Raw genomic sequence first — 16,678 nt, 5'->3', positions numbered from 1 at the left:
CGTTGATTAAGCCGGGCAAATCTGCGTTTTTCACCCGTAAAACGGTGGCTACGCAAACGTTCTCTTGGTCCTGAACTTACCACCGAAACCAACGCTAAACCATAAGTTAAAGAAGGTCATCACATTAGCTTATGACCAAAACAGCATAAAAGTGCCGCAGAGTTTTTAACTACAAAGAGAGAGATATGCGAAATCAACACACAACTCCACCGTTTTAATTCCCTATAAGACGGTATAAAAAAGCGTATAGACGCAAAAAAATTCGTCACGCGAAAATGATGAGATTACAAAAAGTAATGCGAAAAGAAGCGTAAAATTAGAATTTCTCAAACGAGGAAAAGCATCCCGGCACCAAGGCCGGGAGAGAAACTGTGACGCAGTTAACGTAACCAGTCAGGGAGGTCATTAAGGCCCATCGCCTGGCGGATCAACTGAGGTTTAACGCCGGGCAACGTATCCGCCATTTTCAGCCCAATGTCGCGCAACAGCTTTTTCGCCGGATTATGACCGGCAAACAGTTCGCGGAACCCCTGCATGCCCGCCAGCATCAGTGCCGCACTGTGTTTACGGCTGCGCTCAAAGCGGCGCAGATACATATGCTGTCCGATATCTTTCCCCTGCTGATGCAACCGGCGTAGTTCGCTAATCAGCTCAGCCGCATCCATAAAGCCGAGATTGACGCCCTGCCCTGCCAGCGGATGAATGGTGTGCGCAGCATCGCCGACCAGCGCCAGACGGTGCGCGGCAAACTGGCGCGCATAACGGCCGGTTAATGGAAACACCTGGCGCTCGCTCTCCAGGTTGCACAGCCCCAGACGGTGATCGAAAGCTACCGTTAATGCCTGATTAAATGCGCTATTGTCAGCCTGTTGCATCCGCGCGGCCTCCTCCGGCGCCAGCGACCAGACGATAGAGCACAAGTGCGGATCGCTAAGCGGCAAAAACGCCAGAATACCTTCGCCGTGGAACACCTGCCGCGCCACGCCCTGATGCGGCTCGGCAGTACGAATGGTTGCCACCAGCGCATGATGGTTATAATCCCAGAAGGTCAGCGGAATATCGGCTTTGTCACGCAGCCACGAGTTAGCGCCATCCGCGCCCACCACCAGCCGGGCGGTCAGCATGGTGCCATCTTTCAGATTCAGAAAGACCTCATTTTCTCCCCATGCAACCTGCTGGAGTTCAGCCGGAGCCATTAGAGTAACATCCTGACACTGCTGTGCTTTTTGCCAAAGCGCGTAGTGGATCACGTCATTTTCAATAATGTGCCCAAGATGGGTATGGCCCATGCTTTGATCGTCAAAGGTGATATGACCAAAGCTGTCCTTCTCCCACACTTCCATGCCGTGATAGCGGCTGGCGCGTAGTTCGATGATGGAAGACCATACGCCCAGATGCGTGAGCAGTTTTTCACTGGCGGCGTTAATGGCCGATACGCGTAGCGCATAGGGTGCACTGGCCTGCGGCTGTTGTACTGTTTTTTGCTCCAGTACCGCCACACGCAAGCCACTCCCCTGAAGCCCGCAGGCAATCGCCAGGCCCACCATTCCCCCGCCTACAATCGCGACGTCAACACTTTGCACTGTTCTACTCCTGAAGCCTGATTGGGCAGGCGTGATGGTTTGAATAAGATAGCTTAGCGCGTTACCCAGCCGAGGGTCCGCCTTGCCAGCACGTCACGGGCCGGAGCGCACCATTCCATTGCCATTAACCCCGCATTACGACCCACAATCAGTGGCAACCAGCGGTTAGCAAATAAATGTACCAGCCCATCAGTCACGCCGATGGTGGCGGCTTTGTCCACGCGGCGGCGGTCGCGATAGCGGCACAGCGTGGCATAGCTGCCTGGGTCATCGGCCAGCGCCAGCGCTTCCGCCAGACTCATCACATCGCGCAGGCCAAGGTTAAAGCCCTGTCCGGCAATCGGATGCAGCGTCTGGGCTGCATTACCTACCAGCGCCAGCCGGTGGGCGATGCACGACGACGCCGTGGAGAGCGCAAGCGGATAGGCCGCCCGCTGTCCGGCGTGCGTGATGCGTCCCAGTCGCCAGCCAAATGCGCGCTGTAACGCATCGCAAAATTGATTATTGGACCACGACATCACCTCGTCCCGGCGCTCAAGAGGATGGCACCAGACCAGCGAGCTGCGCCCGGTGGACATTGGCAGCATGGCGAGAGGACCATCCGGGGTAAAACGTTCAAAAGCACGCCCCTGGTGAGCGATGCTGGTAGTGACATTGGCGATTACCGCCAGTTGCTGATACGGCTGCTGCTGCCACTGAATGCCGCATTGCGCCGCAAGCGCCGAACGTGAACCATCGGCAGCGACCAGCAGGCGACCTTTCAGCGTTTCACCGTTATCCAGGGTAACGCTAACGTCACCCTGATGGCGCGCCACACTGGCCACACTGGCGGGACAATGCAGCGTCACGCCGGGTGCTTTACGCAGTAGCGCAAACAGATGCAGGCCAACGTCATGCAGTTCTACTACCTGGCCAAGCGCCGGAATGGCGTAATCCTTTGCCGCCAGTGTGACCGCCCCGGCATGACCACGATCGCTGACGTGGACGGTGTTGATCGCCGTTGCGCTGCCGGAGATAGCCTGCCAGACGCCAATCCGCGCCAGTTGCTCACAGGTGCCGGCAGCCAGCGCGATGGCTCGCGCGTCAAACCCTGGATGTGCCGCTGAGTCAGGGGCAACGGCTTCAATCAGATGAACCGCCAGCGCGCCCCGGGTCAGTTGTGATATCGCCAGCGCCAGCGTTGCGCCGGTCATACCTCCACCTACAATAATCACGCTCATTGTTTGCGCGCCGCCGCCATCAGTGCTTCGATATCATCGGCTTTTTTTACCACCCGGTCGGTGAGATTTTCATTGCCAGATTCCGTAATCACGATGTCATCTTCAATACGAATGCCAATACCACGGTACTGCGCCGGCACATCGGCATCCGGCGCGATATATAATCCCGGCTCCACGGTCAGCACCATGCCCGGCTCCAGCACCCGCGAGCGGTCAACGCCATACGCGCCGACATCGTGGACGTCCAGCCCAAGCCAGTGACTCAGGCCGTGCATGAAGAAGGTGCGATGAGCGTTGCTGGCGATGAGTTCTTCAACCTCGCCCTGCAAAATGCCGAGTTTTACCAGTCCGGTTATCATGATGCGCACCACTTCGGTAGTCACATCCTGGATGGTGGTCCCCGGGCGATACAGGCTGAGGGCGGTTTCCAGCGAGTCGAGCACAATGTCGTAAATGTCCCGCTGCGCCGGGGAAAATTGACCGTTGACCGGGAAAGTGCGCGTGATATCACCTGCATAGCCGCGATATTCACAGCCCGCGTCGATCAGTACCAGATCGCCATCGCGCAGCTCACTTTCGTTTTCTGTGTAGTGCAGGATGCAGCCATTCTCTCCGCCGCCAACGATGGTGTTGTAGGAAGGATAGCGCGCGCCGTGGCGGGTAAACTCGTGATGGATTTCGCCTTCCAGCTGGTATTCGAACATTCCCGGCCGGCACTGCTGCATGGCCCGGGTATGCGCCAGGGCGGTGATTTCCCCGGCGCGGCGCAGCACGTCAATTTCTTCTGCCGATTTGAACAGGCGCATCTCATGCACCAGCGGACGCCAGTCGGCAAGGTTGCCGGGCGCGGAGAGGTTCTGTCGGGAGCCTTTGCGCAGTTTTTCCAGCGCATTAAACACGATTTGGTCAGCATACGCATATTCGCCCTGCGCGTGCCAGACGGTGTCCAGTCCGTTAAGCAGTTGATAAAGCTGCGTATTAATTTCGCTGAATGCCAGCGCCCGGTCAACGCCCAGCGTCTGTGGCGCGGCATCCTGGCCAAGGCGACGGCCAAACCAGATCTCCGCCGTCAGATCGCGCAGGCGATTAAACAGCACGCTGTGGTTGTGGGTATCATCACTTTTGATCAGCACCAGCACGGCTTCCGGTTCATTGAAACCGGTGAAGTACCAGAAGTCGCTATTCTGGCGATACGGATATTCCGTATCCGCGCTGCGTGTCGCTTCCGGCGCAGCAAAAATCAACGCCGCGCTACCCGGCTGCATTTGCGCCAGGAGCGCCTGACGACGACGGTGAAACTCCTGCTGAGTCATGATACCTCCTTGAATATTTTCTTAATGTAAGGTCGGTTTACGCACTTCCGGCGCGGTCGGCTGCTGACGCGTGAAGGTATCGTGGCAGAGCAGCGCCGCAACGCGAACGTATTCAATGATCTCTTCGAGCGACATTTCCAGCTCTTCCTGATCCTCTTCCAGATCGTAGCCAAGCTGAGCAATATTGCGCAGATCGTCAATCGCTTCGCCGGTTTCACCGGGCACTTTATCCAGCTTCGGCTGCGTGACGCCCAACCCCAGCAGAAAATGATTTACCCAGCCTGCCAGCGCATCTGCGCGGTCAAAAACGCTGACGTCATCGCCTTCCGGCATGTAAAGCTGGAACAAAAAGCCGTCATCTTCCAGCGAGTCAATGGTCGCGGAATGCATACTGCGTAACGCCTGAGCCAAATCGTGGCTGAAAGCCAACCCTTCGTTAGTGAGATCGTGTACCAGCGGCTGCCACGAGGCATCGGTGGTGCCGCCGCAGAGAATACCGCTGATTAAACCGTGCATTTCAGCGGGGGTTAATCCTGCTCCCTGTTGGTTCAGTAACTGGTCCACATCGTTGTAGCCAGGCATTTCGTTTTTCATAGACATGCGCATTCGTCATCGTTAGGGGAAGATTCATGTTATGCTACCACTTTGGACCCTGGTGATACCAGAAAAGGGCTTGTATCTGCACGCCAGGGTAGCTATAGTGTCGCCCCTTCGCCAGCCCCGGATTCGGGCACGAAGGCCGCGCAGTCAATTCAGCAGGAAGGTGGCATGTCTGCACAACCCGTCGATATCCATATTTTTGGCCGTTCACTGCGAGTGAATTGCCCGCCTGAACAAAGGGAAGCCCTGAATCAGGCTGCGGACGATCTGAATCAGCGGTTGCAAGATCTGAAAGAACGCACTAGAGTCACAAATACTGAGCAGCTGGTTTTCATCGCCGCGTTGAACATCAGCTATGAGTTAACTCAGGAAAAGGCAAAAACCCGCGACTACGCTGCCAGCATGGAGCAACGTATTCGGATGCTGCAACAGACCATTGAACAGGCATTACTTGAGCAAGGTCGCATATCCGAAAGATCGGGGCCAAAGTTTGAATAACACTTTGCGATTAGCTATGGTACAGTTATCGTGAAGACAAAATTTCTCTGAGATGTTCGCAAGCGGGCCAGTCCCCTGAGCCGATATTTCATACCAACAGAATGTGGCGCTCCATGGTTGGTGAGCATGCTCGGTTCGTCCGAGAAGCCTTAAAACTGTGACGACACATTCACCTTGAACCAAGGGTTCAAGGGTTACAGCCTGCGGCGGCATCTCGGAGATTCCCCTTCTTTGTACTGCATTTCTGCTTTCGTAAATAGCTGCGCGGAATAGTAGATCACTGAAAGGGAACTCAGCCCGGATTGTGCGATCTGATCAATCGCCAAACCAACCAAAATCACCAACCGGACTGAGCGATGCCGATCATAGTACCAATACCCCGTGGCGAACGACGCCTGATGCAGAAAGCTATTCATAAAACGCGCGATAAAAATCATGCCCGCAGACTCACGGCCATGCTGATGCTTCATCGGGGTGAACGGGTCAGCGATGTTGCCAGAACTCTCTGTTGTGCCCGTTCATCCGTTGGTCGCTGGATTAACTGGTTTACGCACTCAGGTATTGAAGGCCTGAAATCCTTACCCGCAGGGCGCTCCCGACGCTGGCCTTTTGAACATATCTGCACCCTGTTACGTGAGCTGATAAAGCATTCTCCCGGCGATTTTGGTTATCAACGTTCACGCTGGAGCACCGAATTACTGGCATTAAAAATCAATGAGATAACCGGTTGCCAGTTACATGCAGGAACCGTTCGCCGCTGGTTGCCATCTGCGGGGCTTGTATGGCGCAGGGCCGCGCCAACTCTGCGTATCCGTGACCCACATAAAGATGAAAAGATGGCGGTAATCCACAAAGCGCTGGATGAATGCAGCGCAGAGCATCCGGTATTTTATGAAGATGAAGTGGATATCCACCTTAATCCTAAAATCGGTGCGGACTGGCAGTTGCGCGGACAGCAGAAACGGGTAGTGACGCCGGGGCAGAACGAAAAATACTATCTGGCCGGCGCACTGCACAGTGGCACGGGTAAAGTCAGCTACGTGGGCGGCAACAGCAAAAGTTCAGCGCTGTTTATCGCTCTGCTGAAGCACCTGAAAGCCACTTACCGGCGGACGAAAACAATCACGCTGATCGTTGATAACTACATTATCCATAAAAGCCGCGAAACACAGCGCTGGTTGAAAGCAAATCCCAAGTTCAGGGTAATTTACCAGCCGGTTTACTCGCCGTGGGTGAATCATGTGGAACGGCTATGGCAGGCACTTCATGACACGATAACCCGTAATCATCAGTGCCGCTCAATGTGGCAGTTACTGAAAAAGGTCCGCCATTTTATGGAAACCGCCAGCCCATTCCCCGGAGGAAAACATGGTCAGGCAAAAGTGTAGCGGTATTAGGCGCAGCTATTTACTTCACTAACCCTGCCGCGATCCTTTACGATGCTCTCTCAGAGGGTAAAAAGGATTGTCCGCTATGTTATCTGCACAACTCAACGAATGGCACCAGGCAGGTCAAAATCGTCATATCTGCGAAGCAATTGAAGCACTCCCTGCCGAAGAGCGCAGCGATGAACTCATTTGTTTGCAGGCGCGAGCGCTCAATAACCTTAGCCAGCATCGTGAAGCGCTGGCGACGCTGGAAAGCATCCGCACAACTTACGCAGACAACCCCTGGTTTTGTCTGCGCTATGGCATCGCCCTCTTTGAGCTTAACCGTGAAGATGAATCTATCGCGTGGTTTGTCCGCGCCCAGGAAGGCGGTCTGGAAGAAATAGATGAAACGCCCGGACCGTATGCGCCTAAAACCCTGAGCAAGTGGCTGACGTTTGCCCGGCGTCGCGGTCCACAACGGCTGGAAAAAAACGCGTTTGAAGCACAGCTTCGGGCGCAAACCCGGGTCACCACACCTGCTGATGCCGACTATTCACACTTCGATTTCACCGATTTCTGGGATGATTGCGAGTATTCGCAGCAATCTTATATCGGCGCAACGCCCACGGATGAAGAGATTGCAGAGGTAGAAACAGAGCTGGGCTACCGGCTGCCAGAAGCCTATAAGGCGCTAATTAAGATTCATAATGGTGGCCTGCTCACTCGTAACGGCTTTGAAAACCCGCTTCAGCGAGACTGGGCATCGCCGGGTTTTGCTGTTGAAAGCCTCTACGGCGTTGACAGGACCCGGCATTACTCGCTCTGTGGCGAAATGGGCAGCCAGTTCTGGCTGGATGAGTGGGGCTATCCTGCTATTGGCGTCGCCATTGCCGACGGCATCAGCGGAGGCCATGATATGATTTTTCTTGATTATTCAGACTGCGGGCCGCAGGGAGAGCCTTGCGTGGTGCATATAGCGCAGGAGAGCGGCTATGAGATAACCTGGCTTGCCGGCAACTTCCGTGATTTTATCAATGGCTTATTGCCACCAGAAGAGATGGAAGAGATATGACCCTAATCCAGCCATCCGATACCCCTCTCTCCCGACAGCAGATCCGCCAGCAGGTGCGTCAGCGTCGCCGTACTCTTACGCCTGATGCGCAAACTCAACTGGCGCAGCAAGCCGCTGCCCGCATGATGGCTTATCCGCCCGTGGTATTAGCACATACCATCGCACTCTTTCTCTCTTTTGATGGTGAACTGGATACCCGCCCGCTGATTGAGCAACTCTGGCGCGCGGGCAAGCGGGTTTATCTCCCGGTTTTGCACCCGTTTAGCTCCGGCAATCTGCTGTTTTTGCACTATCATCCACAAAGCGAACTGGTGGTGAATCGTCTGAAAATCCATGAACCGAAGCTGGACGTGCGCGATGTGTTGCCGCTGGCACAGCTTGACGTCCTGGTGACGCCGCTGGTGGCATTTGACGGCCAGGGCCAAAGGCTGGGGATGGGCGGCGGCTTTTACGATCGGACGTTGCAGAACTGGCAGCAGTACCGTATGCAGCCGGTGGGCTACGCGCATGATTGTCAGTACGTGGATGCGCTGCCGGTGGAAGAGTGGGATATTCCGCTGCCTGCGGTGGTGACGCCGTCGACGCTGTGGCAGTGGTAAACCACCCTCACCCCAGCCCTCTCCCTGAGGGAGAGGGAGCAGATCGGCGTGCGTCTTTCCCCCTCAGGACTGAGGGAGAGATCGGCGGGCATCGTCCTCCCTGAGGGAAAGCGGGAGATCGGCGTGCCCTTCTCCCTCTCCCCTGGGGAGAGGGCCGGGGTGAGGGGGAAAACGACTCAGTACAGCAAACGGGCGCGAATGGTTCCCGGAATTGCCTTCATACTTTGCAGCGCGCGCTGCGCCACGTCCTCTTCCGCTTCGATATCAATCACCACATACCCCATCATTGGCGAGGTCTGTAAGAACTGGGCGGCAATGTTGATGCCCTGCGCGGCGAAGATCTGGTTAATGGCGGTCAGCACGCCCGGACGGTTTTCGTGAATGTGCAACAGACGACGACCGCCGTGCAACGGCAGCGATACTTCCGGGAAATTGACGGCGGAAAGCGTCGAACCGTTGTCAGAGTATTTGACCAGCTTGCCCGCCACTTCAAGGCCGATATTTTCCTGCGCTTCCTGGGTGGAACCGCCGATGTGTGGTGTCAGCAGCACGTTGTCAAACTCGCACAGCGGCGAGGTGAACGGATCGGTGTTAGTGGCAGGCTCGGTCGGGAAAACATCAATCGCAGCACCGGCCAGGTGTTTACGCGACAGCGCATCGCACAGCGCCGGGATATCCACGACTGTGCCACGTGCGGCGTTGATCAACAGTGAGCCCGGCTTCATTAAGGCCAGCTCTTCCGGCCCCATCATATTTTTGGTCGAGGCATTTTCCGGCACGTGCAGGCTGACCACATCGCTCATATTGAGCAGGTCAGAAAGATGCTGCACCTGAGTGGCATTGCCCAGCGGCAGTTTATTTTCGATATCGTAGAAGTAAACGTACATCCCCAGCGACTCTGCGAGGATGCCAAGCTGGGTGCCAATGTGGCCGTAACCGATAATCCCCAGTTTTTTACCGCGCGCTTCATACGAGCCTGCGGCCAGTTTGTTCCAGATCCCGCGGTGCGCTTTGGCGTTGGCCTCCGGAATACCACGCAGTAAAAGTAGCAGCTCACCAATCACCAGTTCGGCTACCGAACGGGTATTGGAGAACGGCGCGTTAAATACCGGCACGCCACGTTTTGCCGCCGCATTAAGATCGACCTGATTGGTACCGATGCAGAAACACCCTACCGCCACCAGTTTCTCCGCGGCGGCCAGCACTTCTTCGGTTAAATTTGTACGGGAACGTAAGCCGATGAAATGGGCGTCACGGATCGACTCCTTCAGCTGTTCGGTGCTCAGCGCGCCTTTGTGATATTCAATGTTGGTATACCCTGCCGCACGCAGGCTATCCAGCGCTTTCTGGTGCACACCTTCAACCAGCAGAAACTTAATTTTGTCTTTTTCCAGTGATACCTTTGCCATTTCCCGACCCTGTTTTGTCATAACTGATGTTGAGCTAAATGCAATTTCCTCCTAGCAACATATCAAAAAAAACTATCGCGGCAATATGAACGTTTGCGTCAGCAAACTGAAGGAATGTCACGCAGTGGTAAATGACAGCATAAAATGCTGACCATGAGAGATTATGCGGAGAGAATTGTTAGCACTGGCGTAAAAACGTGACAGATGTCACCAAATTTGCCGATCGGATTTTTTTAAACGGGGGAGCGGTTCCCCCGTCAGATCATTTGACGATGGTTTTAACGCCATCCGCGGTACCAATAAGCGCGACATCCGCGCCACGGTTGGCAAACAGCCCCACCGTCACCACGCCAGGAATACCGTTAATGGCATTTTCGGTGGCGATCGGGTCAAGGATTTCCATACCGTGAACATCGAGGATGACATTGCCGTTGTCGGTTAACACGCCCTGACGATATTCCGGGCGGCCGCCCAGTTTGACCAGCGCACGTGCCACAGCGCTACGCGCCATCGGGATCACTTCCACCGGCAGTGGAAATGCGCCGAGGATAGCGACCTGCTTTGACGCATCCGCAATGCAGATAAACTTATCCGCCACCGAGGCAATAATTTTCTCCCTCGTCAGCGCCGCGCCGCCGCCTTTGATCATCTGCATTTGATCGTTGATCTCATCGGCTCCATCAACATAGATGCCCAGTCGATCGACTTCATTAAGATCGAATACCGTGATGCCAAGGCTTTTCAGTTTAGCGGTTGAGGCATCGGAGCTGGACACCGCGCCGTCAATTTGTCCTTTCATAGTGCCAAGGGCGTCAATAAAATGCGCGGCGGTAGACCCCGTCCCGACCCCAACAATGGTGCCCGGTACGACATACTGAAGGGCGGCCCAGCCTACTGCTTTTTTCAGTTCATCCTGCGTCATAATGTTTTGCCTGTGGAGTGATTATCCTGCGCGCATTATAGAACATAAGGGGCAGGAATGTCCCTGTGACCCTCGTCACAGAAGCATGCACATAATTTCGTCTGTATCTACGTTAAATTTATGTCATAGTGCTGTATAGAAAACCATTAGGGAGCCATTCAATTTCATGAAACGTCCGGACTACAGAACGTTACAGGCACTGGATGCCGTCATTCGTGAACGCGGCTTTGAACGCGCTGCGCAGAAGCTATGCATTACCCAGTCCGCCGTCTCTCAGCGTATAAAACAGCTGGAAAATATGTTTGGGCAGCCGCTGCTGGTGCGCACTGTGCCGCCACGGCCAACTGAACAAGGGCAAAAATTGCTGGCGTTACTGCGTCAGGTTGAAATGCTGGAAGAGGAATGGCTGGGCGATGAGCAGACCGGCTCTACGCCACTCCTGCTGTCGCTGGCGGTCAACGCCGACAGCCTGGCGACCTGGCTGCTGCCCGCACTGGCTCCGGTACTGGTAGACTCCCCTATTCGGCTGAATTTACAGGTGGAAGATGAAACCCGTACTCAAGAACGCTTGCGCCGTGGCGAAGTGGTTGGAGCGGTGAGTATTCAGCCACAGGCGCTGCCAAGCTGCCTGGTAGACCCGCTTGGCGCGCTGGATTACCTGTTCGTGGCTTCTAAAGAATTTGCCGCACGGTATTTTCCTAACGGCGTGACTCGTTCAGCGCTGCTGAAGGCTCCTGCGGTTGCGTTCGATCATCTCGACGATATGCACCAGGCGTTCTTGCAGCAGAATTTCGATTTACCGCCGGGTAGCGTGCCCTGCCATATCGTTAACTCTTCGGAAGCGTTCGTACAGCTGGCGCGTCAGGGGACAACCTGCTGTATGATCCCCCACCTGCAAATTGAGAAAGAGCTGGAAAGCGGCGAACTGATTGACCTGACGCCGGGGCTGTATCAACGGCGAATGCTGTTCTGGCACCGCTTTGCACCGGAAAGCCGAATGATGCGTAAAGTGACCGACGCGCTGCTGGAGCACGGACATCGGGTATTACGTCAGGTATAAAAATGCCCCTCTTGCAGGCAGGAGGGGCACAGTGGATGTTACTGTGTTTTTTCTGGCGTCTCAGCCGTAGCCGTCGTTTGCGTCTGTCCCTGCGCAGGTTCCAGTTCAAAGACCACGTCAACCTGATCGTCAAACTGGATCGTCGCCTGTTCGTAGCTTTCCTGCGCCGTCGCTGACGCGGCATCCGCCTTCATCATCCGTACCATCGGGCTCGGCTGATAGTTGGAAACGTGATAACGCACGCTGTAAACAGGGCCCAGCGTGCCTTTGAAGCCGGACGCCAGTTGTTGAGCCTGACGTACCGCATCATCAATCGCCGCTTTACGGGCCTGATCTTTATAGGCTTCAGGTTTTGCAACCCCCAGCGACACCGAACGGATTTCATTTAATCCGGCTTTCAGTGCGCCATCCAGCAACGCATTCAGTTTATCCAGCTCGCGCAGCGTAACTTCAACTGTTCTTACCGCCTGATACCCTTTCAGGATGCTTTTCCCGTTCTGATAGTCATAATCAGGCTGGGTACGCAAATTAGCTGAACGAATATCCTTTTTCGCCACTCCATTCTGTTCGAGGAAGGTGAGATATTGCGCTACTCGCTCATCAGCTTGTTTCTTCGCCGATGCCGCATCTTTAGCCGCGATATTCACTTCGATCGCCAGGGTCGCGATATCCGGCACGGCATCCACGCTGGCTGTACCAGAAGTAACAATATGCGGGCCGTTTGGCAGTTCATTTGCCGAGACCGACATTGCGCCTAAACTTACCAGTGCCGCCAGGGCCATCACTTTAAACTTCACTGTCGAACCTCCATTTGCGTTAAGCACCCAACAAGAGAGCACATGCCAGCAAGCTTAGCCGGTAGCGACAGAAAGTCCATCAGACAACGCTTAGTTAAAGAGTGCCTGAAAATGCGCAACCCCTTCTTTCGCCAGTTGAAAGGCGATAAACCACATGACGGCACCTACCACGACATTGATGATGCGCTGCGCTTTAGCGGTACGCAGGCGAGGAGCAAGCCATGCCGCCAGCAGGGCCAGACCAAAAAACCAGAGGAACGACGCACTGATGGTTCCTGCCGCAAACCAGCGGCGAGGAATACTTTCCAGCTGTCCACCGAGGCTGCCAAGCACCACAAAGGTGTCGAGGTAAACGTGCGGGTTAAGCCAGGTCACTGCCAGCATGGTGGCGATGATCTTCCACCGCCCCTGTTTCATCACTTCGGCACTGGCAAGTTCAAGGTTGCTGCTCATGGCTGTTTTTAATGCGCCAAATCCGTACCACAGTAAGAACGCCACGCCGCCCCAGGTGACGATCGCCAGTAGCCATGGCGATTGCATTAACAACGCGCTGCCGCCAAATACCCCGGCGCAGATTAACGCCATGTCGCTCAACGCACAGAGGAAGGCGATCATGATGTGATACTGCCGACGAATACCCTGATTCATCACAAAAGCATTCTGTGGACCGAGCGGCAGGATCATTGCTGAACCCAGGATAAGCCCCTGAAAATAATAAGATAACACGCTGATATTCCTGTACTGATGGCTAATGGCGCAGACTATATCGCAGTGTTTTTATTAGAGGAAATTGAAAATTTTAATCGTGCATAAATTTCGCTAATAATTCATGCCAGTTCGGCTTATTTTCAGAATTTATAAAGATATCTTTCCGCGTCTGCGTTGATAGCAGGCGTACACTATCCTCCCCCCCCTCGCTCCCTGCAAAGGATTGAATATGCTTCCCCCTTTTTCTCGCTACGCATTACTTGGGGTGCTCTTTCTCACTCTGCCCGCCATGGCAGCACAAAGAGTACTGCGCTACACCGACCATGAACCCTACGGCGGTATGCGCACCACGCTTATCAACGATGTTTTCTTTCCCGCGATAGAAAAAGAGTCGCAGGGACGCCTGAAAGTAGAAGCACACTGGAATGGTGAAACGGCTATCAGCTATGACGCGCTGGCCACCATTAGCGATGGCAGCAAGGCCGATATGGGCATTGTGGTTCCAGAGTACACAGCGAAACAGCTGCCGCTGCATCAGATTTTCAAAAGCTTTGCCGTCGGTCCGGATCGCGGCGTTCAGCAAGTCGAGTTCTTCCGCCGCGTTTACCGTGAACTCCCTGAATTTTCTGCCGAACTTGAGCGCAATAATCTGGTTAACCTGCAATTTTTCCTTGGTTATCCGGTAGGTTTCTTTACCACTAAGCCGCTGACGTCGTTAACGAATTTGCAGAATACTACCTGGCGGACAGCCAGCTTCTGGCATCAGGCGTATTTAACGAACACCGGCGCTAAAACGGTCTCTCTGCCGTGGAATAACGATATCTCTACCGCATTACAGGACGGTAGACTGGACGGGCTGATGGTCAATCTGGATAGTGGTTACGATATTCATGCCGAACGCGCCGCGCCGAATATTTTGCTCTCCCCTTCCCTGTGGCTGGGCCACGTTTACCTGCTGACGATGAATAAAAAGACGTGGGAAAGTCTGGACGAACAGGATCGTCAGGCCATTCAACGTGCCGCCGCTACCACCCAAAAGGCGCTGGGTGCGACGCTGGATAACAACCTGACGACGATGGTCAAAACCCTGGAACAGGAAGGCGCGCACGTTCGTTATCTGGACAAAGCAGAACTTGCTGCCTGGCAAAAAGCCATTAACTCCCCTCAGGTGCAGGCGCAATGGGTTGAAAAACAGAAAGGCGAAGGCGTGAATAATGCCGGAGAAATGATGCAAAAAGTGGAGGCGTTGTTGGAAGAAACACGCCGTTAAAGCCATTGTTGCCCCCATCGCTGATGACGGGGGCAACACACGCGGCTTAGTGCTTCACTAAGTCGACTTCTTTTTCCTGCTTCACCCGCTTGAGGTTCACATCCATCTGCTGATACGGGAACTCAATGCCCTGCGCATCAAACTCACGTTTAATGCGCTCCAGCACATCCCAGTAAACGCTTTGCAGATCGCTGCTCTGACTCCAGATGCGAATCACAAAGTTCACCTGGGAAGCCGCAAGCTCGTTCATACGTACCGTCATTTCACGATCTTTCAGGATACGCTCATCGGATTCGATAATATCGGTCAGGATCTTTCTCACCTGATCGATATCCGCATCGTAAGAAACGCCAATCACCAGCTCATTACGACGTACTGGTTCGCGAGAGAAGTTAATGATATTGCCAGAGATGATTTTCCCGTTAGGGATCACCACATAGCGCCCATCCGCCGAGCGTAACGTGGTGGAGAAAATCTGCACGTGCAATACCGTACCGGCCACGCCGCCTAAATCCACATATTCACCGGTGCGGAAATGGCGGAAAATAACCAGCAACACGCCTGCGGCGAGGTTAGACAGCGAGCCTTGTAAGGCAAGACCGATGGCCAGACCGGCGGCACCCAGTACTGCGATCACTGAGGCAGTCTGCACCCCCACGCGTCCCAGCGCAGCAATTAACGTAAAACCGATAATGCCATAGCGTACCAGTGCAGAAAGAAAGTCCGCTACGGTGGCGTCGATGTGACGGGCGATCATCAGGCGATCGACGGCTTTTGAGACAATGCGCGCAACGATCACCCCGACGATGATAATCGCAATCGCCGCGACGATGTTCACCACATAAGTAAGCAGCAAAGCCTGGTTGGTTACCAGCCAGGAGCCAGCGTTGTTAATGCTGTCCACGACATTCAAATCTTCCATTCAGCCATCCTTATAGTTACCCAAAAAGAAAAAAGTCAGTCATCCCCAAAGGAGAAAGCAAGTTAATAAAGGGTAAACACAAAGCGGAGAAAATGCCAAACTGATCACAAAAACCCTGTAGTTACTGCGTTGAATATGCAGCGGAAAGCGGTAGCTGAGGCAAAAAAAGACCCGCTTGCGCGGGCCTTTGAACGCCATGAATTGTCAGGCGTGATTACAGTACGTCTACCGCGTTCAGCTCTTTGAACGCTTGTTCCAGACGAGTAATCATGGTTGCCTGAGCGGCACGCAGCCACGCACGCGGATCGTAGTATTTTTTGTTCGGCTGGTCAGCGCCTTTCGGGTTACCCAGCTGGCCCTGCAGGTAGTCTTCGTTAGTTTTGTAGTAGTTCAGAACACCTTCCCAGGTTGCCCATTGGGTGTCGGTATCGATGTTCATTTTCACTACGCCATAGCTGACGGAGTCTTTGATTTCCTGAGCAGTAGAACCGGAACCGCCGTGGAATACGAAGTTCAGGGTGTTGTGCGGCAGGTTGTGTTTCTTGGAAACATATTCCTGAGAGTCGCGCAGGATAGTCGGGGTCAGTTTAACGTTACCCGGCTTGTACACGCCGTGTACGTTACCGAAGGAGGCCGCAATGGTGAAGCGCGGGCTGATTTTGCTCAGCTCGGTGTACGCGTAGTCAACGTCTTCCGGCTGGGTGTACAGTGCAGAAGCGTCCATGTGGCTGTTGTCCACACCGTCTTCTTCACCGCCGGTGCAGCCCAGTTCCAGCTCCAGCGTCATGTCGATTTTAGCCATGCGGGTCAGGTATTTGGAGCACAGCTCGATGTTTTCTTCCAGAGACTCTTCAGACAGGTCGATCATATGGGAAGAGAACAGCGGTTTGCCGGTAGCGGCAAAGTGTTTTTCACCCGCGTCCAGCAGACCGTCGATCCACGGCAGCAGTTTCTTCGCACAGTGGTCAGTGTGCAGGATAACAGGCACACCGTAGTGTTCAGCCATCTGGTGAACGTGATGCGCGCCAGAGATCGCACCGAGGATGGCAGCGCCCTGCGGAACGTCAGTTTTTACGCCTTTACCAGCGATGAATGCCGCACCACCGTTGGAGAACTGAACGATGACCGGTGCTTTAACTTTAGCAGCGGCTTCCAGAACGGCGTTGATGGAGTCTGTACCTACACAGTTAACGGCTGGCAGAGCAAAATGGTTCTCTTTTGCTACCTGGAAGACTTTCTGTACGTCATCACCAGTAATTACGCCTGGTTTTACGAAATCAAAAATTTTAGACATGTTACGTAGTCCTGTATCGTCGGGCCTGGGGAAATATCTGC

16 protein-coding genes and 1 other RNA gene are annotated in these 16,678 nt (G+C 54.3%); 7 read left to right on the top strand and 10 right to left on the bottom strand.

Features of this window, described 5'->3' with window-relative positions; genetic code table 11:
• Positions 1-380: 380 nt before the first annotated feature.
• From ubiI to CHU32_RS05640, 4 genes are read right to left on the bottom strand one after another with little or no spacing between them, the layout of a single operon-like run.
• Complete coding sequence (gene ubiI, locus CHU32_RS05655; protein ID WP_103675111.1) at positions 381-1,583, bottom strand: FAD-dependent 2-octaprenylphenol hydroxylase; 1,203 nt, start codon at positions 1,581-1,583, stop codon at positions 381-383.
• A gap of 53 nt (positions 1,584-1,636) precedes the next feature.
• Complete coding sequence (ubiH, locus tag CHU32_RS05650; protein ID WP_103675110.1) at positions 1,637-2,803, bottom strand: 2-octaprenyl-6-methoxyphenyl hydroxylase; 1,167 nt, start codon at positions 2,801-2,803, stop codon at positions 1,637-1,639.
• Entirely contained in the window at positions 2,800-4,116 is a 1,317-nt protein-coding gene (gene pepP, locus CHU32_RS05645) for a Xaa-Pro aminopeptidase (protein WP_103675109.1), read from the bottom strand. Before pepP ends, ubiH begins: the two co-directional genes overlap by 4 nt.
• Before the next feature lie 21 nt (positions 4,117-4,137).
• Positions 4,138-4,716, bottom strand: a complete 579-nt coding sequence (locus CHU32_RS05640; RefSeq protein ID WP_133159233.1) for a YecA/YgfB family protein — start codon at positions 4,714-4,716, stop codon at positions 4,138-4,140.
• A gap of 168 nt (positions 4,717-4,884) precedes the next feature.
• Here CHU32_RS05640 and zapA point away from each other — a divergent pair, with 168 nt between their 5' ends.
• The 5 genes from zapA to CHU32_RS05610 all read left to right on the top strand — a co-directional run bounded on the left by zapA (position 4,885) and on the right by CHU32_RS05610 (position 8,255).
• A complete protein-coding gene (gene zapA / locus CHU32_RS05630; protein ID WP_103675107.1) occupies positions 4,885-5,214 on the top strand; it encodes a cell division protein ZapA in 330 nt (109 codons plus the stop codon).
• 41 nt (positions 5,215-5,255) lie between these two features.
• Positions 5,256-5,439, top strand: a non-coding RNA gene (gene ssrS, locus CHU32_RS05625) — 6S RNA.
• Between the two features lie 131 nt (positions 5,440-5,570).
• The gene (locus tag CHU32_RS05620; protein ID WP_103675106.1) at positions 5,571-6,602 is read left to right on the top strand and encodes an IS630-like element ISEc33 family transposase; all 1,032 of its coding nucleotides are present in this window, start codon (positions 5,571-5,573) and stop codon (positions 6,600-6,602) included.
• 85 nt (positions 6,603-6,687) lie between these two features.
• Positions 6,688-7,656 carry an SMI1/KNR4 family protein gene (locus tag CHU32_RS05615; RefSeq protein WP_103675105.1) on the top strand — a complete coding sequence of 323 codons (969 nt, stop codon included), beginning with the start codon at positions 6,688-6,690 and terminating at the stop codon, positions 7,654-7,656.
• Positions 7,653-8,255, top strand: a complete 603-nt coding sequence (locus CHU32_RS05610; RefSeq protein WP_103675104.1) for a 5-formyltetrahydrofolate cyclo-ligase — start codon at positions 7,653-7,655, stop codon at positions 8,253-8,255. The genes CHU32_RS05615 and CHU32_RS05610 overlap by 4 nt, the downstream gene beginning before the upstream one ends.
• 176 nt (positions 8,256-8,431) lie before the next feature.
• Here the strand turns inward: CHU32_RS05610 and serA are convergent, their stop codons facing one another.
• Together serA and rpiA are read right to left on the bottom strand one after the other, a co-directional pair.
• Positions 8,432-9,664, bottom strand: coding sequence for a phosphoglycerate dehydrogenase (gene serA / locus CHU32_RS05605; RefSeq protein ID WP_103675103.1), 1,233 nt, complete (start codon positions 9,662-9,664; stop codon positions 8,432-8,434).
• 262 nt (positions 9,665-9,926) lie between these two features.
• On the bottom strand, positions 9,927-10,586 hold the full coding sequence (rpiA, locus tag CHU32_RS05600; RefSeq protein ID WP_103675102.1) for a ribose-5-phosphate isomerase RpiA: 660 nt from the start codon (positions 10,584-10,586) through the stop codon (positions 9,927-9,929).
• 166 nt (positions 10,587-10,752) lie between these two features.
• On the opposite strand from rpiA, the gene argP reads away from it, so the two are divergent.
• The gene (gene argP, locus CHU32_RS05595; protein WP_103675101.1) at positions 10,753-11,646 is read left to right on the top strand and encodes a DNA-binding transcriptional regulator ArgP; all 894 of its coding nucleotides are present in this window, start codon (positions 10,753-10,755) and stop codon (positions 11,644-11,646) included.
• Between the two features lie 38 nt (positions 11,647-11,684).
• Here argP and CHU32_RS05590 read toward each other — a convergent pair whose 3' ends face one another.
• Together CHU32_RS05590 and argO are read right to left on the bottom strand one after the other, a co-directional pair.
• On the bottom strand, positions 11,685-12,443 hold the full coding sequence (locus CHU32_RS05590; protein WP_103675100.1) for an oxidative stress defense protein: 759 nt from the start codon (positions 12,441-12,443) through the stop codon (positions 11,685-11,687).
• A 90-nt stretch (positions 12,444-12,533) separates the two neighbouring features.
• Positions 12,534-13,169: an arginine exporter ArgO gene (gene argO, locus CHU32_RS05585; protein WP_103675099.1), complete on the bottom strand. Its 636-nt coding sequence runs from the start codon at positions 13,167-13,169 to the stop codon at positions 12,534-12,536.
• A gap of 271 nt (positions 13,170-13,440) precedes the next feature.
• Here argO and dctP point away from each other — a divergent pair, with 271 nt between their 5' ends.
• The gene (gene dctP / locus CHU32_RS05580; protein WP_425444881.1) at positions 13,441-14,421 is read left to right on the top strand and encodes a TRAP transporter substrate-binding protein DctP; all 981 of its coding nucleotides are present in this window, start codon (positions 13,441-13,443) and stop codon (positions 14,419-14,421) included.
• A gap of 46 nt (positions 14,422-14,467) precedes the next feature.
• On the opposite strand, the gene mscS is transcribed toward dctP, so the two are convergent.
• On the bottom strand, positions 14,468-15,343 hold the full coding sequence (gene mscS, locus CHU32_RS05575; RefSeq protein WP_103675097.1) for a small-conductance mechanosensitive channel MscS: 876 nt from the start codon (positions 15,341-15,343) through the stop codon (positions 14,468-14,470).
• A gap of 214 nt (positions 15,344-15,557) precedes the next feature.
• Positions 15,558-16,637, bottom strand: coding sequence for a class II fructose-bisphosphate aldolase (gene fbaA, locus CHU32_RS05570; protein WP_103675096.1), 1,080 nt, complete (start codon positions 16,635-16,637; stop codon positions 15,558-15,560).
• Positions 16,638-16,678: the final 41 nt, after the last annotated feature.

Source organism: Superficieibacter electus, from assembly GCF_002915575.1.
GTDB classification, from domain to species: domain Bacteria; phylum Pseudomonadota; class Gammaproteobacteria; order Enterobacterales; family Enterobacteriaceae; genus Superficieibacter; species Superficieibacter electus.
The sequence above is the reverse complement of the archived record's forward strand: the minus strand, read 5'-3'. Positions and strand labels throughout refer to the sequence as shown.